This window comes from Mesorhizobium argentiipisi (SeqCode) (assembly GCF_037179585.1).
Taxonomy (GTDB): Bacteria; Pseudomonadota; Alphaproteobacteria; order Rhizobiales; family Rhizobiaceae; genus Mesorhizobium; species Mesorhizobium argentiipisi.
Map to the genome: position 1 here is coordinate 41,024 of NZ_JAPYKO010000008.1, position 19,455 is coordinate 60,478.

At 64.3% G+C, this 19,455-nt stretch carries 18 protein-coding genes; 10 read left to right on the forward strand and 8 right to left on the reverse strand.

What is annotated here, in order from left to right; all coding sequences use genetic code 11:
- Positions 1-77: 77 nt before the first annotated feature.
- A complete protein-coding gene (gene gcvA / locus O7A05_RS13565) occupies positions 78-1,052 on the reverse strand; it encodes a transcriptional regulator GcvA (protein ID WP_337093600.1) in 975 nt (324 codons plus the stop codon).
- Positions 1,053-1,265: 213 nt separating this feature from the next.
- Between gcvA and speB the strand changes: the two genes are divergently transcribed.
- The 4 genes from speB (at position 1,266) to O7A05_RS13585 (ending at position 4,652) form a co-directional block, all read left to right on the forward strand.
- Positions 1,266-2,321, forward strand: a complete 1,056-nt coding sequence (gene speB, locus O7A05_RS13570) for an agmatinase (protein WP_337093601.1) — start codon at positions 1,266-1,268, stop codon at positions 2,319-2,321.
- 140 nt (positions 2,322-2,461) lie between these two features.
- Positions 2,462-3,262: a transporter substrate-binding domain-containing protein gene (locus O7A05_RS13575; RefSeq protein ID WP_337093602.1), complete on the forward strand. Its 801-nt coding sequence runs from the start codon at positions 2,462-2,464 to the stop codon at positions 3,260-3,262.
- 77 nt (positions 3,263-3,339) lie between these two features.
- Entirely contained in the window at positions 3,340-4,008 is a 669-nt protein-coding gene (locus O7A05_RS13580) for an amino acid ABC transporter permease (RefSeq protein WP_337093603.1), read from the forward strand.
- Positions 4,005-4,652 (forward strand): amino acid ABC transporter permease, encoded by a 648-nt coding sequence (locus O7A05_RS13585; protein ID WP_337093604.1) that lies wholly within the window; start codon positions 4,005-4,007, stop codon positions 4,650-4,652. The genes O7A05_RS13580 and O7A05_RS13585 overlap by 4 nt, the downstream gene beginning before the upstream one ends.
- A gap of 41 nt (positions 4,653-4,693) precedes the next feature.
- Here the strand turns inward: O7A05_RS13585 and O7A05_RS13590 are convergent, their stop codons facing one another.
- A complete protein-coding gene (locus O7A05_RS13590; protein ID WP_337093605.1) occupies positions 4,694-6,097 on the reverse strand; it encodes an MATE family efflux transporter in 1,404 nt (467 codons plus the stop codon).
- A gap of 244 nt (positions 6,098-6,341) precedes the next feature.
- Between O7A05_RS13590 and O7A05_RS13595 the strand changes: the two genes are divergently transcribed.
- The 6 genes from O7A05_RS13595 (at position 6,342) to O7A05_RS13620 (ending at position 12,713) form a co-directional block, all read left to right on the forward strand.
- The gene (locus O7A05_RS13595; RefSeq protein WP_337093606.1) at positions 6,342-7,259 is read left to right on the forward strand and encodes an AraC family transcriptional regulator; all 918 of its coding nucleotides are present in this window, start codon (positions 6,342-6,344) and stop codon (positions 7,257-7,259) included.
- A 239-nt stretch (positions 7,260-7,498) separates the two neighbouring features.
- Positions 7,499-8,773: an ABC transporter substrate-binding protein gene (locus O7A05_RS13600; RefSeq protein WP_337093607.1), complete on the forward strand. Its 1,275-nt coding sequence runs from the start codon at positions 7,499-7,501 to the stop codon at positions 8,771-8,773.
- A gap of 100 nt (positions 8,774-8,873) precedes the next feature.
- On the forward strand, positions 8,874-9,740 hold the full coding sequence (locus tag O7A05_RS13605) for a carbohydrate ABC transporter permease (RefSeq protein ID WP_337093608.1): 867 nt from the start codon (positions 8,874-8,876) through the stop codon (positions 9,738-9,740).
- Complete coding sequence (locus tag O7A05_RS13610) at positions 9,737-10,564, forward strand: carbohydrate ABC transporter permease (RefSeq protein ID WP_337093609.1); 828 nt, start codon at positions 9,737-9,739, stop codon at positions 10,562-10,564. The genes O7A05_RS13605 and O7A05_RS13610 overlap by 4 nt, the downstream gene beginning before the upstream one ends.
- A 14-nt stretch (positions 10,565-10,578) precedes the next feature.
- Positions 10,579-11,625, forward strand: a complete 1,047-nt coding sequence (locus tag O7A05_RS13615; protein ID WP_337093610.1) for an NAD(P)-dependent alcohol dehydrogenase — start codon at positions 10,579-10,581, stop codon at positions 11,623-11,625.
- A 2-nt stretch (positions 11,626-11,627) separates the two neighbouring features.
- Positions 11,628-12,713, forward strand: a complete 1,086-nt coding sequence (locus tag O7A05_RS13620; RefSeq protein WP_337093611.1) for an ABC transporter ATP-binding protein — start codon at positions 11,628-11,630, stop codon at positions 12,711-12,713.
- A gap of 5 nt (positions 12,714-12,718) precedes the next feature.
- On the opposite strand, the gene O7A05_RS13625 is transcribed toward O7A05_RS13620, so the two are convergent.
- The 6 genes from O7A05_RS13625 to O7A05_RS13650 form a co-directional block, all read right to left on the reverse strand.
- The gene (locus O7A05_RS13625) at positions 12,719-14,305 is read right to left on the reverse strand and encodes an FGGY-family carbohydrate kinase (RefSeq protein WP_337093612.1); all 1,587 of its coding nucleotides are present in this window, start codon (positions 14,303-14,305) and stop codon (positions 12,719-12,721) included.
- Positions 14,302-14,985, reverse strand: coding sequence for an HAD-IA family hydrolase (locus tag O7A05_RS13630; protein ID WP_337093613.1), 684 nt, complete (start codon positions 14,983-14,985; stop codon positions 14,302-14,304). Before O7A05_RS13630 ends, O7A05_RS13625 begins: the two co-directional genes overlap by 4 nt.
- Before the next feature lie 22 nt (positions 14,986-15,007).
- Entirely contained in the window at positions 15,008-16,486 is a 1,479-nt protein-coding gene (locus tag O7A05_RS13635; protein ID WP_337093614.1) for a mannitol dehydrogenase family protein, read from the reverse strand.
- A 164-nt stretch (positions 16,487-16,650) separates the two neighbouring features.
- Entirely contained in the window at positions 16,651-17,421 is a 771-nt protein-coding gene (locus O7A05_RS13640; RefSeq protein ID WP_337093615.1) for an L-iditol 2-dehydrogenase, read from the reverse strand.
- Positions 17,418-18,422, reverse strand: coding sequence for an ABC transporter ATP-binding protein (locus tag O7A05_RS13645; protein ID WP_337093616.1), 1,005 nt, complete (start codon positions 18,420-18,422; stop codon positions 17,418-17,420). Before O7A05_RS13645 ends, O7A05_RS13640 begins: the two co-directional genes overlap by 4 nt.
- Positions 18,423-18,468: 46 nt before the next feature.
- Positions 18,469-19,293, reverse strand: coding sequence for a carbohydrate ABC transporter permease (locus tag O7A05_RS13650; protein WP_337093617.1), 825 nt, complete (start codon positions 19,291-19,293; stop codon positions 18,469-18,471).
- Positions 19,294-19,455 lie beyond the last annotated feature (162 nt).

Genomic DNA, 19,455 nt, shown 5'->3' on the forward strand with positions numbered 1-19,455 from the left:
TCTTAGCACCGTATTTCCGAACGCGCTCGCTGCTTTGCAAGCTGGCCCGACAAAAAGCAGCTATGCAAGTCCAGCCATCAGGACGCGGTCCTGGCGCCTATGACCTTGAGGGACGGACGTTTCCTGCGGCTCGGCACGCGGCCGGCCACCGGCGCGTCGGCTCGGGCCTCGTCCTGCTCCTTCTCGGCGAACAGCCAGTCGATGAAGAGCTGGACGATCGGCGCCGAGCGCATCTCGTTGCGGCAGACGACGTAGAAATCGTCGACTGCCGGTACCGACAAGGTGAAGGGCGCGACCAGCATGCCCCTGGCGAGCAAGGCGCGCGCGGTGACGGAATCGCCGAGCGCCACGCCATGGCCGTGCACGGCGGCCTCCGTCGCCATGCGCGCATCGCCCAAGCGGTGGCGGCGGCCGCGCTCCAGATCGAGCGCGTCGGCGGCGGCCAGCCAGGTGTGCCATTCACGGCCATCGTCGCCATGCAAGAAGACGTGGTCGGCGAGGTCGCGGACGCTGCGGATCGGGCGGTTGTTGATCAGCGTCGGGCTGACCACCGGAAACAGCTCCAGCCCGGACCATTTGCGTATCCAGCAGTCACTCCAGCTGCCGTCGCCATAATGCACGCAGACGTCGATGTCCGCGGCGCGGATGTCTTTGGGATCGTTGGACGGGATCAGCGTCAGCTGGATGTCCGGATATTGCGCCGTGAAGGAGCCGAGCCGCGGTGTCATCCAGAGCAAGAGAAGCGCCGGGACGCAGGAGACCGACAGCGCGCCGGCACTTGCCGGCCGCGTCATGCGCTGGGTGGCGGCGGCGATGCCGTCGAAGGCGGCCGATACCGCCGGCAGGAATTCGGCGCCATGCGGCGTCAGCTTCACGCGCTGACCGCTGCGCTCGAAGAGCTTCACGCCGAGCGACTGCTCCAGCGCCTTGATCTGGTGGCTGACGGCGCCATGGGTGACGTTGAGCTCACCCGCGGCCTTGGTCAGCGAAGCATGCCGCGCCGCGGCTTCGAAGGCGCGCAGGGGGTTCAGAGGCGGCAGGCGCTTGGCCATGGAAGGGCTCCTACTTTGTGAGATTTTTTCACAGCGAGGACCCTAACAATATCAATTGATTTTTCAATGCGGCTGCCCGACACTTTTGTCCGGAACAGCTTTCAACAGGTGAAATCCGCAAGGGACAGCGGGCAACGATCCAGCCGGACAACAGGCTGGCTTGGCAAATTGTTCGTCCGCCAGCGCTACAGGCAGGCAAGAGGAGGACCGGACATGGGTTACGATCGCGGCAAACTCGAAGCGTTGCGCCGCAAATATGGCGAGAGCCATGGCGGCGAGATGTTCGACCCGAAATTCCGCAAGGTCGCCGACAAGATCTTCAACAAGTCGGGCACACGCCTCGCCCCCTATTCCGGCATCCCGACTTTCCTCGCCGCGCCCTACCGCGAAATCGCCGCCGAGAACCCGGATTTCGGCGACCTGCAGGTGGCGATGATCGGCGTGCCGATGGATCTCGGCGTCACCAACCGTCCGGGCTCGCGCTTCGGGCCGCGCGCGCTGCGCGCCATCGAGCGCATCGGCCCCTATAACCATGTGCTGGAATGCGCGCCGACGCATGAGCTTCGCGTTGCCGATATCGGCGACACGCCGTTCCGCAGCCGCTACCGGCTGGAGATCAGCCATGAGGACATCGAAAAGCGCACCAACCAGATCGTCGACGCAGGCGTGCTGCCGCTCTCTGTCGGCGGCGACCATTCGATCAGCCATCCGATTCTGAAGGCGGTCGGCAAAAAGGCTCCGGTCGGCATGATCCATATCGACGCCCATTGCGACACCAGCGGGCTGTTCGACATGACCAAGTTCCACCATGGCGGACCGTTCCGCAACGCGGTGCTGGATGGCGTGCTCGATCCCTCGCGCACGATCCAGATCGGCATCCGCGGCTCGGCCGAATATCTGTGGGAGTTCACCTACGAGTCCGGCATGACCGTCGTGCATGCCGAGGAGGTGACCGGGCTCGGCATCCCGGCAATCATCGAGAAGGCGCGCAAAATCGTCGGTGACGGCCCGACCTACATTTCGTTCGACGTCGACAGCATCGATCCGGCCTTCGCACCCGGCACCGGCACGCCGGAAGTCGGCGGATTGACGACCCGCGAGGTGCTCGAACTGCTGCGCGGCCTGAAGGGCCTCAACATCGTCGGCGGTGACGTGGTCGAGGTGGCGCCGCAATATGACGCGACCACCAACACCGCTCATGTCGGCGCCCAGGTCCTGTTCGAGATTCTCAGCCTGATGGTGTTCAGCCCGGCGATCAAGAAGGACTGATGTCTCACGCAATTCCAGACGGACGCTATGGCGAAGTCGCCAAGCCTAAACCGCGTCTCCTGGAATTGCTCTGCCAACACGGCCGCCGCGCTGGAGCCGGCGGCCGGTTTCAACAACAAGCTTCCAGCAGGGGAATAACAATGACACTTCGCAACGCACTGAAATCCATAATCACGGCAGCGATGATGCTCAGCGCCGCCGGCCTCGCCACGCAGGCGAAAGCCGACGCCGTCGACGACATCACCAAGGCCGGCGCCATCAATGTCGGCATCTTCTCGGACTTCCCGCCCTTCTCCTCGGCCAGCGCCGATATGAGCATCAAGGGCTATGACATCGACGTCGCGCAGGCGATCGCCGACGCCTTGAAGGTGAAGCTCAACCTGGTCAGCGTCACCGGCCAGAACCGCATTCCTTATCTCACCGACAAGCGCGTCGATATTTTGATGAGCGTCGGCTACTCCAAGGAGCGTGAGCAGGTGATCGATTTCGCCGCTGCCTACGCGCCCTATTACATCGCCGTCATCGGCCCGGCCGAGCTTGCCGTCAAAGGCAAGGACGACCTCGCCGAGAAGTCGATCGCCGTCAATCGCGGCACGCTGGAGGATACCTCGCTGACCCAGGCGGCGCCGGCTTCCGCCGACATCCGCCGCTTCGACAACTACAATTCCGTCATCCAGGCCTTCATCTCCGGCCAGACGCAGCTGATGGTCGTCGGCAACGATGTCGGCGCCCAGGTGCTGGCCAAGCAGGATGCACTGAAGCCGGAGCAGAAATTCCAGCTGCTCACCTCGCCCTCGCATATCGGCCTCAACAAGAATGAGGACCGGCTGAAGAAGGCGGTGAACGACGCCGTCGCCAAGATGCTGGCCGACGGCAAGCTGGACGAGAGCTCGAAGGCCTGGCTGAAGACGCCGCTCAATCCGGACAACCTCAAGGATTGATCTGCCTACCGGTTCGGCGCCGTAAGGGGCGCCGAACCCCTCTCTTAGGTCAGGCACCTTCAACAAGGTCAATCGCCATGGGCTACAGCCTCGACTTCGGCTGGCTTGCGGGTGCGGCGGGCGTGATCGCGCGCGGCGCGGCGATGACGCTGCTTTTGATCGCCGTCACGACGCTGGCGGGCACATTCCTTAGCATCCTCGGCGCTGCCGGCAGGAGAAACGGCCCCAAGCCGCTTCAGCTGGCGATCGGCATCTACGTCGAGGTGATGCGCAACACGCCATTCCTGGTGCAGCTGTTCTTCATCTTCTTCGGGCTGCCCACGCTCGGGATCAGGCTGGACCCGATCCTGGCCGCGATGCTGGCGATGACGCTCAACATGGCGGCCTATACGATCGAGATCGTCGGCGCCGGCCTCGACGCCGTGCCGCGCGGGCAGACGGAAGCCGCGCTGGCGCTCGGCCTCAGGCCCCGCCAGGTGTTCGTCAAGATCGTCCTGCCGCAGGCGCTGAAAGTGATCTATCCGGCGCTGACCAGCCAGATCGTCATCATGATGCTGGAATCGGCCGTGGTCTCGCAGATCGCGGTGCGAGAATTGACCTACGAAGCCGACATGCTGCAGGCGCGCACTTTTCGCGCCTTCGAGACCTATTTCGTGGTGACGATCGTCTATCTCGGCCTGTCGATGGCGCTGCGCCGACTGCTGGTCGGCGGCGGCCGCCGTGTTCTGGGGGCGGGCGTGTCATGATCGAATTCACCTTCTGGGACATCGTCCGCAACCTGCTGCTCGCCGCGCGCTGGACGGTGCTGTTGTCGCTCGCCGCTTTCATCGGAGGCGCACTGGTCGGGCTTGTGGTGCTGTTCTTCCGCATCGCCAAGAACAACTGGGTCAAGCGGATCGCCTCCGGTTATATCGCGCTCTTCCAGGGCACGCCGCTCTTGATGCAGCTCTTTTTGATGTTCTTCGGCCTGCCGATGCTGGGGTTGCGCATTGAGCCGTGGACGGCAGCGGCGCTCGGCCTCACCTTTTTCGCCAGCGCCTATCTGGCCGAGATCTGGCGCAGCGGCGTCGACGCGCTGCCGCGCGGACAATGGGACGCCGGCGCCAGCCTCGGGCTGCATTATCTGCAGGAGCTCAGGCTGATCATCCTGCCGCAGGCCTTCGCCATCACCCGGGCGCCGACCGTCGGCTTCCTGGTGCAGCTCATCAAGTCGACGGCGCTGACCTCGATCATCGGCTTCGAGGAACTGGTCAGGACCTCCAACGCCATCAACAACGCGACCTTCGAGCCGTTCAAGGTCTACGGGCTGGTGGCGCTGATCTTTTTCGTCATGTGCTTCCCGCTGACGCAATACGCACGGCGGCTGGAGCAACGCGCAGGGGCGCGCTGAGCCGACGAAAGGCTGCCGACCGGACCCGCAGCCTTTGTCGATCAGTGTCCGAAGGCGAGCTGCGGCGCGATGCGGTCGCGCCTGAGCCAGCGCGCCAAGAGCAGCGCCGCCACCACGGCCAGTCCCGAGGCCAGGCCGATCCAGATGCCGACGCCGTTCAAGCCGAAATGGAAGGCAAGCAGCACGCCGAGCGGCAGGCCGACGCCCCAATAGCCGATCGCGGCATAGATCATCGGCACCTTGGTGTCGTGCAGGCCGCGCAGCATGCCGGCGGCGACCGCCTGGGCGCCGTCGAAAATCTGGAACAACGCTGCGAACACCAGGAACGACACCGCAAGCGTGATCACCCTGGCGTTCTTGGGATCGGCGAGATCGATGAAGGCGCTGATCAGCGCATGCGGCCAGAGAATCATCACCAGGCCCATCAGCGCCATGAAGCACACGCCGATGACGAAGGCTGTCCAGCCGGCGCGCGAAACGCCTTCCGGATTGCCGGCGCCATGCGCCAGTCCGACCCGGACCGTGACCGCCTGGTTGAGGCCGAGCGGCACCATGAAGGAGATCGAGGCGATCTGGATGGCGATGGCATGCGCGGCGAGCGAATCCGCATCGATCAGGCCCATCAGCAGGGCCGCCGCATTGAAGATCGTCACCTCGAAGGCGAGGATGCCGGCGATCGGCAGGCCGAGCCTCAGCAGGCCGCGGAAACGCGGCCAATCGGAGCGCCAGAAGCGGCCGAACAGACGGTAGCGGCGGAACTTCTTCTCCTTGATCACCACCGCCGCCAGGCCGACGAACATCAGCATGCTCGACAGAGTGGTGGCGAGCCCGGAGCCGGCAATGCCCATCGACTTGACGCCGAGATTGCCGAACATGAACACCCAGTTGAAGAAGGCGTTGCAGGCGACCGCGACGAAAACGATGATCAGCGCCCAGCCCGGCCGCTCCAGCGCCGAGATGAAGGAGCGCAGCACGATATAGCCATAGAAGGGCAGCACCGCCCATTGCAGCCAATGCAGATAGATGCCGGCCTCATGCGCGAGCTCCGGCTTCTGGCCCATGGCCAGAAGCACCTCTTCGCCATGCGAGAGAAAGATCCAGATCGGGATCGAGATCAGGATCGCCAGCCAAAGGCCCTGGCGCACGGTGCGGCGCAGGTCGCGCACCGAATGGCGATGACGGCCGAGTTCGGTCGCCATCATCGGCGAGGTCGCCAGCATCAGGCCGAGGCCGAAGATCAGCGGCATGAAATAGAGGTTGGAGCCGAGCGCGCCGGCGGCGAGCGTATCGGGCCCGAGGCGGCCCATCATCATGACGTCGGTCGCGGTCATGGCGGTCTGGCCGAGATTGGTCAGCACCATCGGCCAGGCGAGCGCGATCGTCGCCCTGATTTCCTGACGCCAAAGGTTTTCCGGCGCGCGAGCGCCGGCTTCGATCGCAGACATTGTTCCGCTCTTTCAGAACACGGCGCGTCGGCCAAAGGGCCGGAAGCCGCACAACAATGGCGCAAAATGGCGCCATTTGCGTCGCCTTGTGAACGAAATGCGACATGTTGGCAAGGGACGAGGCCCGGCTAGCGATTGATCCAGGTGGAACCGGGATTCCGCGACGCCTCTTTCATTTGCCGGCCGTGGGCTGCTACGGATGCCCTTGGCATGTGCAGCCGGCGCGCCATGCCGGGAGGAATGGATGCCATTCAGGCGCAGAAAGAACACGGCCGCGATTCCGCGCACGGCGCCCGCCTTCGAGCACATCGTGACGGAGGCGAGCGAGAGCTTCCTGTGGCGGCTGGACGATTATCCATGGGAGCGCAATGTCTGGAATTTCCATCCGGAATACGAAATCCATCTGCTCAGGAAATCGTCAGGCGTCGTGCTGGTCGGCGACCATATCGGCGAGTTCGGGCCGGGCTATCTGACCATAGTCGGCAGCGGGCTGCCGCATGACTGGGTGACGGCGGTGCAGCCCGGCGAGCTGATCGAAGGCCGCGATATCGTGCTGCAATTCGATGCCGAGCGGCTACGCGGCTCGTCGGGACTGCTGCCGGAGCTGCGCGAGCTGGAGCCGTTCCTGGAACGCTCGCTGCGCGGCATGGTCTTCCATGGCCAGACCGCGCTCGACGGCGCCGGGCTGATGGAACGAATGGGCGAGGTGCATGGGCTGGCAAGATTCCGCATGTTCCTCGAACTGCTCGACCTTCTGGCCACCACCGACGAATACGAACTCTTGTCGTCGCCGGATTTTTCGCCGCTCCTCGACGCGGAGTCGCTGGATATCGTCCAGCGCTCGCTGACCTATCTGTTCCAGCATTTCGCCGAGGATTTGAAGCTGCCGGACGTGGCGGCATTGGCCGGTATGAGCGAAAGCAGTTTTTCCCGCTTCTTCCAGAAGAACACCGGCAACTCCTTCAGCGATCACCTCGCCAAGCTCAGACTTTGGCAGGCCTGCAAGCTGCTCGCCGACACCGATATCCCGATCACCGACATCTGTTTTCAGGTCGGCTACATGAACATCTCGAACTTCAACCGCGCCTTTCTACGCAAGCACAAGATGACGCCGTCATCCTATCGCAAACTGTCGCGGCAGCGGCTGACGCTAAGGGCGTAAGAAGCCGAGATGCGCCCACTTCGACGGCACTGATATTCGTGTGACGGGCAGACTCTGCCTGCGCCATATTTTGCGCCGCACAATGCATAAAAGTACATGTCTGCTGCAACGGGGCTTCTAGCCTCGCTCTCTCCAACTGCTCATTTTGGCGACGGGTGGAAGGTCACAAGGCGACGGTGAGGGTCGCTTAGCCCGAGGACCTGCCGCTTTTCGCGAGTGTTCCTGGAGGAGAAAAACCAATGAATTCAAACCGGCTCGCTGCCAGCCTCGGCGCAGCGTTCGTGCTTACCGCTTCCGTATCAACCGCGGCGCTTGCCCAGGCGCCGGTCTGCTCGGCGCCGGTCAAGGTGCTGGCGCAGCCGCGCGACGGCCTGACGCTTCTGGAGGACTCCAAGGACGAGTTCAAGAAACTCTCCGGCGCCTCGTTCCAGATCGATTACCTCAACGAGAACGACCGCCGCGCCAAGTCGCGCGCCGACGCTTCGACCGTCGGCAATTACAACGTCTACTATGTCGACGAGGCCAATGTGGCGCTGTTCGCCTCGTCGGGCTGGATCGTGCCGCTGACCGATTATTACCCGGCTGACTATGACTATGCCGACTTCGATCCAGGCCGCCAGAAGGTCGCCACCTATGACGGCAAGGTCTGGTTCGCGCCGCTGACGGGCGGCGGCGACCTGATGGTCTATCGCAAAGACGTGCTGGAGGCCGCAGGCATCCAGCCGCCGAAGACGCTGGACGAGCTGATCGCCGACGTGCCGAAGCTGACCAATGCCGACAAGGGCATGTACGGCATCGCGCTGCGCGGCGCGCGCGGCTCGGGCGCCAATGTCTGGCGCTGGATGCCGTTCTTCAAGGCCTATGGCGGCAAGTGGTTCGACGGCGACAAGCCGGCTTTCAATTCGGACGCCGCCGTGAAGGCGACTGAGGCCTATTTGAAGCTGTTCAAGGACTCGGCCCCCGGCACGCAGACCGGCAGCTGGGACGAATCGACCGGCGCCTTCCTCTCCGGCCAGGTCGCCATCCTCGTCGAATCGACGCCGCTGTCGGGCATGGCGGTGGACCCGAAGACCTCGCAAGTGGTCGGCAAGGTCGGCTTCCTGCCGCCGCCCTCGCCGCTGCCGGGCGGCGGCTACGGCCATGGGCTCGCCATCGGCACCAAGGCCAATGCGGACGACGCCGCGAAGAAGTGCGCCGGCCTGTTCATCGCCTGGGCGACGTCGAAGGAGAATGAGAAGCGCCGGCTCGACGCGCACCAGTTCGGCGAGCTGAACCGCACCAGCGTGCTCTCCAGCAAGGAATTCGCCGACATCTACGGTGCCGATCTCGGCAAGGCGCTGGCCGATACCGGCAAGGTGACAGCGGTGAACTTCTGGCAGGATCCGCGCTGGCCGGATCTCGGCGACCGCTGGGGCATCATCCTGGAAGAGCTGGTCACCGGCACGCGCACCGACATCAAGGGCGGCCTCAACGAGCTCGAGGCCTATGCCAATGAACTGGTGAAGAAGAAGTAATCCTCCCGCCTGCGGCGCGCGATCCACGGCATTCGAAGGAATGCCGGGATCCGTGCGCCGCGGGACCTTCACCAGACAGCAGTAAAAATCCGAGGAGGCCATGCGCCGACGCTCTTCCCTGCCGGTCACATTTCTGGTTCCGACTTTAGCCGTCCTTCTGGTGCTGTCGATGGTGCCGACGCTCTATGCCATCGTCATCGCCTTGCAGAATCGCGAGCTGAGCACGACCGGTTACTCCTGGGTCTGGTTCTCGAACTTCGCCGACCTCTTCCTCGACCGCCGCTTCCTCAACGCCGTCTGGGTTTCGGTGAAATGGGAGATCGTCACCGTCATCGCGACGATGGTGGTGGCGATCGGGCTGGGCGTCTTGATGTTCGAGGTCGCCGGCCCACGCCTGCGCAATTTCTATTGCCTCCTGTTCATCATTCCGGTGCTTCTGCCGCGCGTGTCGGCCGCCTTCGTCTGGAAGTTCGCCTATCACCCGCTCTACGGCATCGCCACCTATCCCTACCGGCTGATCACCGGCGGGCTGATCTTCGATCCGCTGTCCAAGCCGGGCACCGCATTGTTCGCGGTCGCTTCGGTGGATGTCTGGCAGTGGGGGCTGTTCTTCGCCGTCATCGTGCTGAAGCTGCTTGAAACCTTGCCGCCGCAGCCGATCGAGGCGGCCAGGCTCGACCACGCCAAGCGCTGGCAGATCCATGCCTATGTCACCTTGCCGATGCTCAAGGCGCCGCTGATCAGCCTGATGTTCGTCAAGATGATCGAGTCGCTGCGCTCCTTCGACCTGATCTATGTGATGACGCGCGGAGGGCCCGGCGTCGCGACCGAGACGCTCGACATGTACGCCTTCTCGCAAGGCTTCATCGAGTCCGGCAAGGTCTCCTACGCATCGGCCATGGCGGTGCTGATGATGATCGCGACCGTCATCACCTTCACCATGCTGTGGAAGCGGGTGCAGGCATGAAGCAGCATCCAATAAGACCGGGCCGCCTGGTCGCCAAGGCCATCCTCGCGCTGGCCGGATTCCTGGCCGTGTTCCCGCTTCTGTGGACGGCGCTCAACGCGCTGAAGAACAATGTCGACATCATCACGCGCGTGCCGAAGGTGATATTCACGCCGACGCTCGCCAACATCAGCTACATCCTCGGCCGCGACAGCGTGCTGACCGGGCTCTACAACTCCGCGGTCGCCTGCGGCGCGGCGGTGCTGATCGGCATCGTGCTCGGCCTGCCGGCGGCCTATGCGGTGGCGCGCTATCCCAATCGCTTCGCCGGCGACATCCAGTTCTTCGTCCTATCGCTGCGTTTCCTGCCGCCGGTGGCGGTCGCCATCCCGCTGATGGTGATCTGGCTGCAAATCGGGCTCTACGACACTTTGCCGGCGCTGATCGTCACCTACTCGCTGCTGACCATCTCGGTGATCATGTGGCTGGCTATCCCGGCCTTCCAGGGCGTGCCGAAGGAGATCGAGGAGGCGGCCTTCGTCGATGGTTACGGCGCTTATGCCGTCTTCTGGCGGATCGCGCTTCCCGTCGCGGCGCGCTCGCTGATCGGCGCCATCGCCTTCAGCTTCGTGCTGGTCTGGAACGAGTTCCTGATCGCGCTGATGCTGTCGAGCTCCAACGCCAAGACGCTGCCGATCGTGGCTTCCGAGCTCTCCCAGCAAGGCATGAACGTGCCGTGGGGCATCCTCAACGCCTCGGTCGTGCTTTTGTCGCTGCCGCCGCTGCTCTTCCTCGGCGTGCTCAGCGGCTTCCTGAATTCGGTTTTCCGGCAAAAGAAAAGTTGAAGTGAGGATATTCGATGCGGGCACTGGTGCTTGAGAAAAAAGGCGAACTGTCGCTGCGCGAGATCGCGCTGCCGCAAGACGTCGGACCGGACGACGTCAGGATCGCCATCCACACGGTCGGCGTCTGCGGCAGCGACGTGCATTACTACACGCATGGCGCCATCGGCAGCTACATAGTTCGCGAGCCCATGGTGCTCGGCCACGAGGCCTCGGGAACGATCGTCGAGGTCGGCGCCAATGTGACGAGCCTGAAGGTCGGCGACCGCGTCTGCATGGAGCCGGGCGTGCCGAACCTTGCCTCGCGCGCGACGAAGCTTGGCATCTACAATGTCGACCCTGACGTCCGCTTTTGGGCAACGCCGCCGGTGCATGGCGTGCTCGCGCCCTACGCCGTTCATCCGGCGGCCTTCACCTACAAGCTGCCGGACAATGTCTCCTTCGCCGAGGGCGCGATGGTCGAGCCCTTTGCCATCGGCATGCAGGCGGCGGCGCGCGCCCGAATCGTGCCGGGCGATGTCGCCGTCGTCGTCGGCTGCGGTCCGATCGGCATCATGATCGCGCTCGCCGGGCTGGCGGGCGGCTGCTCCAAAGTGCTGATCTCGGACTTCTCCGCGCCGAAGCTGGAGATCGCCGCCCAGTATCCCGGCATCGTGCCGGTCGATATCGGCAAGCAGTCGCTGGTCGACGCGGTGCGGGCCGCGACCGACAATTGGGGCGCCGATATCGTGTTCGAGGCGAGCGGCAGCCCGAAGGCCTTCGCCAACCTGTTCGACGTGGTGCGGCCGGGCGGCGCGGTGGTGCTGGTCGGCCTGCCGGTGGAGACGGTCGAGCTCAACGTGCCGGCGGCGATTTCCAAGGAGGTCCGCATCGAGACCGTGTTCCGCTACGCCAACATCTTCGATCGCGCCCTGCAGCTCATCGCCTCCGGCAAGGTCGACCTCAAGCCGCTGATCACAGGTACCTATGATTTCTCCGAGAGCATCAAGGCGTTCGAGCGCGCGGCGCTAGGCAAGCCGCAGGATGTCAAGCTGCAGATCCTGCTGACCGGCGAGAAGGGATAAAGATGTCCGCGATCGTTTGCTCCCATCTCGACAAGGCCTATGGCGCCACGACCGTCATCCGCGACCTCAACCTCGCGATCGAGGAGCATGAGTTCGTCGTGTTCCTCGGCCCGTCCGGCTGCGGCAAGTCGACCTTGCTCAGGATGCTGGCCGGCCTGGAGGATATCAGCGGCGGCGAAGTGTCGATCGGCGGCAAGGTGGTGAACGATCTCGAACCGGGCGACCGCGGCATCGCCATGGTGTTCCAGAATTATGCGCTCTATCCGCATATGACGATCTTCGACAACATCGCCTTCGGGCTGAAGCGGCAGAAGGTGCCGGCAGCCGAGATCAAGAAGCGGGTCGAGGCGGTCTCCCGGACGCTCGGCCTGGAACCCTATCTCGGCCGCAAGCCGACAGAGCTTTCCGGCGGCCAGCAGCAGCGTGTGGCGATCGCGCGCGCCATGATCAAGACGCCGAAAGTGTTCCTGTTCGACGAGCCGCTCTCCAATCTGGACGCCAAGCTGCGCAACCATATGCGCGTCGAGATCGCCAGGCTGCACCAGTCGCTGAAGACCACCACCGTCTATGTCACGCATGACCAGCTCGAAGCGATGACGCTGGCCGACCGCATCGTGCTCTTGAAGGATGGCGTGATCGAGCAGATCGGCTCGCCGGCGGAGATCTATCGCCGTCCCGGCAATCTGTTCGTGGCCGGCTTCATTGGCACGCCGAACATGAATTTCATCGAGGCCATGGTCGGCCGGAAGGGGGATGGCTGGACGCTGACCGGCGCGGGGACGGTGCTGTCGCTGCAAGGCGGCGACTTCGACCTGCGGCACGGCGATCGCGTGGTGCTCGGCATCCGGCCTCCGGATCTGAAGACGGCGCAAGCCGGCACGGCAAACCTTTTGCAAGGCACCGCCGATCTCATCGAGTTCCACGGCAATGACGCGCTGGTGACGTTCGGCTCGGGCGGCAAGGAGATCAGCGCACTGGTGCCGGCCCGCGAATGCCCGGAGCTCCGCGCGCCCGTGCGCTACACGTTCGACGAAGAGAGTATCCATCTGTTCGACGCGGAGACCGGCAAGTCGCTGCGCAGGCAATAAGGCGGCTATCCGATCGCGTCGAGCGCCTGCCGCTGGCGGTGCATTTCGAGGAAGATGCGGTAGTCGCGATCGAAGCGGGCGCCGGCTTCCTTGTTGGCGGCGCGCATCCTGCCGCCCTGCTGCATGGCGACGCAGGCCGCGTTGAGGTCGCGATAGAGCCCGGCGGCGGTCGCCGCCACCATGCCGGTGCCGAGCAGCACCGCCTCGTCGGCCAGCGGCTCGACCACCGTGCAGCCCGTGGCGTCGGCGTAGAGCTCCATCAAAAGCGGGTTCTTGGTGTGGCCGCCGGTGACATGCAGCGTGTCGATCAGATAGCCGTTCTCGTTCAGCGCTTCGAGCACATGGCGCACGCCGAGCGCGATGGCGACGGCGGTGCGCCAGTAGAGCTTGCACAGGCTGTCGAAGGAGGAATCGAGCGTCAGGCCGCTGATGACGCCGACCGCATGCGGGTCGGCGAGCGGCGAGCGGTTGCCGTGGAAATCCGGCAGCACATGCAGCCTTGCCGCCAGCGCGTCGCCATCCTCGGCGCGCAGCTCGGCGACGCGCCTGGCGATCTTCATATGCATGGCCGCGTCCGGCTCGCCGCCGGCGCCATGCCAGCGGATGATGTGATCGAGCAGCGCGCCGGTGGCCGACTGGCCGCCTTCCGACAGCCACAACCTCGGCAAAGCCGCGCCATAATACGGCCCCCACACCCCGGCGAAGGGCTGCGGGTCGGGTGACATGGCCATAACGCAGGACGATGTGCCGGCAATCAGCGCCAGATGCCGGCTGATGTTCTTCTCGTCGCCGGCAAAGCCGCCGAGAACGCCCAGCGCACCGGCATAGGCATCGATGACGCCGGCGCCGACCCGGCATTTCTCGGTGAGGCCGAGCTCGGCCGCGGCCTTCGCCGTTAGCGGGCCGATATCGGCGCCGACCGGGCTTGCCTTTTCCGGCAGATTGCCGTGCTCGAACAGGTCACCGAGCCCGACGAGCTCGAAGAAATCGCGCCGCCAGCTCTTTTCCTCATGCGCGAGATAGGTCCATTTCGCCGTCAGCGTGCATTGCGAGCGGGCGAGCGAGCCCGATGCCTTCCAGGTCAGGAAATCGGCAAGGTCGAATAGATAGCCGGCTTCATTCCATGTCTTCGGCAGGTGACGCTTCAGCCACATCAGCTTCGGCGTTTCCATCTCCGGCGACATCACACCGCCAATGTAGTCGAGAACGGCGTGGCCGCTCGTCGTGCATTCATCGGCCTCGGCGATGGCGCGATGGTCGAGCCAGACCATCGTGTCCCAGCGCTTCTCGCCGGTGACTGAAACACTGATCTGACCGCCCTGTCTGTCGCGCGCGACCAGCGAGCAGGTCGCGTCGAAGGAGATGCCGGCAACATCGCCGGCGGCGACGCCGGATTTTTGGAGCGCGGACCGCACGGATTTGCACACCGCCGACCAGATATCTTCCGAATCATGCTCGGCATGATCGGGCTTGGGCTGATGCATGGCGATCGGATGATCGGCACGGCCGAGCAGGTTGCCGCGCGCGTCGAGAATGCCCGCGCGAGCGCTCCCGGTGCCGACGTCGACCGCGCAAACGAAACTCTTCGTCAAGATGCTTTTTCTCTCGCTCCCAGGCCTGCAATCAGATCGGGCAATTGCAGCATGTCAGCGAATATAAAGTCCGGTTCCGTCGACGCAAGCCGCGCCTTGAGGGCGGGGTTGGCGGCATGCGCGCCGCCGGTGAAGGCAAAGACGCGCATGCCGGCCGCGCGGGCGGCGGCGACGCCGGCGGGGCTGTCCTCGATCACCAGGCACTCGCGCGGATGCACCCGCATGCTGGTGGCGGCGTGGAGGAAGAGATCGGGCGCCGGCTTGCCGCGCTCGACCATGGTGGCGCTGAACAGGTGCGGCTCCAGCAGGGAGAGCAGGCCGGTAACGTCGAGCGCATAACGGATGCGCTCCAGCGTGCCGGACGAGGCGACGCAGCATGGCCGGCCGAGCTTCGGCAACACCTCCTTGACGCTTGGGATCGGCTTCAATTCCTCACGGAATTTGCGCATCAGGTCGACGCGCATGGCGGTCAGATACCCGTCGCTGATATCAAGGCCGAAATCGCGACCGAGGATCTCGCGCACGCTCTTCATGCTCTTGCCCAGGAAATGCTCATAGGCGGCATCCTCGCTGACCGTGCCGCCGGCGAGTTCGATCATGGCAAGCAGCGCCGAGACCGAAAGCGCCTCACTGTCGACCAGCACGCCGTCACAGTCGAAGATGACCAGTTCGGGCGTCATCGAGGCGGCTTCCGGCGGCGCCTCAGAGCGTGCCGGCGAGATAGCGCGCCAGCGTGTCGCGCGCGCCGTGCGCCCACAGCATTTTCAAGGCGTGAGCGAAGGCTTCGGCGAAGACGGGCGAGCGGCCGACATCGCCGTAGATGTCTTCCATCGCCAGCCAGGCCTTCGGATCGTCCTTCGCCGCCTTCGCGGTCGCCTGCATGCGGTCCCAGCTCGGGTCGTTCGGCTCGATGACGGCGCCGCTGTCGGTGGTGCCGAAGCAATAGCGGCACCATAAGGCCGATTCCAGCGCGAGACCGGCAACGCCCTTGCCTGCCTTTAGCCGGTCGGCGATCGTCGGGATGATGAACTTCGGCTGGCGGTTGGAGCCGTCGAGGCAAAGCCGGCGGATGGTGTCGCCGATCTTGGGATTGGAGAAGCGCCGCTCGATGAGCTGGTAATACTCCTCCAGATCCGTATCCGGCACCGGCGGCACGGTCGGGATGATCTCGTCATGCTCGAGCTTCGACAGGAAGGCGCGCACCAACGGCTCCTGCATGCCTTCATGGACGAAATGGATGTCCATCAGGCCGGCCGGATAAGCGATGGTGGCGTGGCCGCCATTGAGGATGCGTATCTTCATCAGCTCGTAAGGCGAGACGTCCTTGACGAATTGCACGCCGACCTTTTCCAGCGCCGGGCGGCCGGCGGTGAAATGGTCCTCCAGCACCCATTGCTTGAACGGCTCGCAGAACACTGGCCAATTGTCCTCAAGCCCGAAATCGTCGGCGAGTATCCTGCGCTCGCGGTCAGTGGTGGCCGGGGTGATGCGATCGACCATGCCATTCGGGAACGCGACCTTGTCGCCGACCCATTTGGCGAGGTCCTCGTCGATCAACCGGGCGAGGCCGATGACGCCGTCGGAGGTGACATGGCCGTTATGAGGGATGTTGTCGCAGGACATGACGGTGAACGGCACGATGCCGTCGGCGCGCCGGCGCAACAGGCCGGCCAGGATGATGCCAAACACGGTCCTAGGCACAGCACCTGGCTGCGCGTCGGCGACGATGTCGGGATGGGCCGGGTTGAACTTGCCGGAGGCCGGATCGATGAAATAGCCGCCTTCGGTGATGGTCAGCGAGACGATCTTGATCGCTGGATCGGCGAGCCGCTCGGTGATCGCGGCCGCATCGCCGGGCGTGAGGAAATCGATCATGGCGCCGGTGACGCGGGCGCTCATATGGCCCTGATCCTGCTCGACCACCGTGGTCAGCCAATCCTGCTCTTCGAGCTTGGAGCGGCCGATCTTCTCGCCGTCGAACACGCCGGCGCCGATCAGCGCCCAGTCATGGCCCTCGCCGGTGCCGAACAGATCGTCGAGATAGACCGCCTGATGCGAGCGGTGGAAATTGCCGACGCCGAAATGGACGATGCCGGCCTTGAGAGCGGAGCGGTCATATTTGGGGCCGGCGACCTTGGCCGGCAGCCTGGCGAGGTTCGAGGAAGAGAGTTTCACGGTCATCTCATTTACCCTTTGGCCGATCTGCAGCCCGACTGATTACGCCTCCTTCGGGAGGAGCGAGGATGAGGGGCAACATCCGGTTTTCCGATATGCTGCCCCTCACCTGCCCCGCGGCGCCCTCTCCGGAGGAAAGAGAGAAGCGCCTTCCCCCTCAACTCATCCCGTCAGCTCATCCATTGACCGCCATCGACATTGTAGGTCTGGGCGACAATGTATTCGGCCTCGTCGCTGGCGAGGAAAACGGCCATGCCGGCGAGATCCTCAGGCTTGCCCATGCGGCCGTAGGGCACGCCTTCGCCGACCAGCCGCTTCTTCTCGCCCTTGGGGCGGTGCTCATATTTGGCGAAGAGCGCATCGACCTGGTCCCACATGTCGCTGTCGACGACGCCCGGCGCTATGCCGTTGACGTTGATGCGATGCTTGATGAGGTCGAGCCCGGCCGACTGCGTCAGCGAGATGACCGCGGCCTTGGTGGCGCAATAGACCGCGACCAGCGGCTCGCCGCGGCGACCGGCCTGGCTCGCCATGTTGATGATCCTGCCGCCCTTGCCACGCGCGATCATCGAACGGGCAGCCGCCTGCAGCATGAAGAGCGTGCCGGCGACATTGACCGCGAACAGTTTTTCGTAGCTCGCCCTCGTTATCTCGACGATCGGCGCGAGGTCGAAGATCGCCGCGTTGTTGATCAGCACGTCGATCCCCTCGGTCCTGGCCTCGACCGCTTTCATCGCCGCCTCGATCGAGGACTGGTCCGTGACGTCGAGCCGGACTGCGTAGGCGGCGGAACCGATCGCTTTCGCCGTTGCTTCCGCCGCTTCCAGGTCGATGTCGGCAATCGCCACCGTCGCGCCTTCGCGCGCATAGGCCTCGGCGAAGGCCCTGCCGATGCCGCGCGCCGATCCGGTGATCAGCGCCGATTTGCCTTTCAACCTCACTGCACCAGCGCCTTGCCGTCGGCGCCGAAGCGATGGAGCTTGGTTTTGTCGGGCGTCAGATAGACGGTGTCGCCATGCTTGACCGCGACCTCGCCGTCGGCGCGGACATTGATGGTGCCGATGCCGTCCGCCTGGACATGGAGGAAAGTGTCGGAGCCGAGATGCTCCGCAACGCCGACCGTCGCCTTCCAATCGCCGGCCGAGGTCGAGATGTTGAGATGCTCGGGCCGGATGCCGATGGTCTTGGCGCCATATTTCTCCGCCGGCGCGCCTTGGATCATGTTCATCTTGGGCGAGCCGATGAAGCCCGCGACGAAAAGGTTCTTCGGCGTCTTGTAGAGCTCCATCGGCGAGCCGACCTGCTCGATGTTGCCGGCATTGAGCACGACGATCTTGTCGGCCATGGTCATGGCTTCGACCTGGTCGTGGGTGACGTAGACCATCGTCGTCTTCAACTGATGATGCAGCTCGCTGATCTCGAGCCGCATCGTGCCGCGAAGCGCGGCGTCGAGGTTGGACAGCGGCTCGTCGAACAGGAAGGCCGAGGGCTGGCGCACGATGGCGCGGCCGATGGCGACGCGCTGGCGCTGGCCGCCGGACAGCTGGCCTGGGCGGCGCTCGAGATAGTTGGTGAGGTTCAAGATGCGCGCGGCGTCCTTCACCTTCTTGTCGATGGTCGCCTGGTCTTCGCCGGCCATCTTCAGCGGGAAGGCGATGTTCTTGGCGACCGTCATATGCGGATAGAGCGCGTACGACTGGAACACCATGGCGAGCTTGCGCTTGGCCGGCGCCTCGCGGGTTACATCGCGTCCATCGATGCTGATGGCGCCGCCGCTGGTGTCCTCGAGCCCGGCGATCAGCCTAAGCAGCGTGGACTTGCCGCAACCCGACGGGCCGACGAACACCACGAACTCGCCGTCCTCGATGTTGAGGTCGATGTTCGGAATGATCGTCGTCGACCCAAAGGACTTGGAGACGTTCTTGAGCGCGATGTTTCCCATGGTTTCCTCCCGGGGATGGTCTTCGTCGTCCGCCGCTTGGGCGTTGCTACTTCACGGCGCCAAAGGTGAGGCCGCGCACCAGCTGCTTCTGGCTGAACCAGCCCATGATCAGGATCGGCGCGATCGCCAGCGTCGAGGCCGCTGACAGTTTTGCCCAGAACAGGCCTTGCGGACTGGAGAAGGAGCTGATGAAGGCCGTCAGCGGCGCGGCATTGGTGGTGGTGAGCCGGATGGTCCAGAACGCCTCGTTCCAGGCCAGGATGATGTTCAAGAGCATGGTCGAGGCGATGCCGGGAACCGCCATCGGCGTCAGCACATAGATGATCTCGTTCCACAGCGAGGCGCCGTCCATCCGCGCCGCTTCCAGGATCTCGCCCGGGATTTCGCGGAAATAGGTGTAGAGCATCCAGACCACGATCGGCAGGTTGATCAGCATCAGCATGACGGTGAGGCCGACGCGGCTGTCGAGCAGGCCGGTGTCGCGGAAGATCAGGTAGATCGGGAACAGCACCGCGACGGCCGGCATCATCTTGGTGGACAGCATCCACATCAGGATGTCCTTGGTGCGCTTGGTCGGTGAGAACGCCATCGACCAGGCTGCCGGAACCGCGATCAGGATGGCAAGCAGCGTCGAGCCGACCGACAGGAGCACCGAGTTCAGGAAGAACTTGAAATAGCCGCTCTGCGCCTGCACCTCGGCATAGCTCTCCATGGTGCCGGACGGGATCAGCGCAAAGCCCTGAATCGCCTCCTGCTCGGACTTGAACGAGGTGATGATCGTATAAAGGATCGGAAAGAAGATCAGCAGGGCGACGACCCAGGCCGCGGCCGTGGCGATGGTCTTGTGCTGGGTGGTGACTGCGCGTGCCATGATCAGATCCTCCCGTATCGGCGATGTTGGCGGCAGGGTCGACCCCCGCTCCGGTTTGCTGCGCAAACCACCTCTCCCCCGATCGACGGGGTAGAGGAAGCGCGCGGCTTCGATGCAGGCGTTTCCTCTCCCCCGGGCAGGGGGAGAGGTGTCCCACGCAGC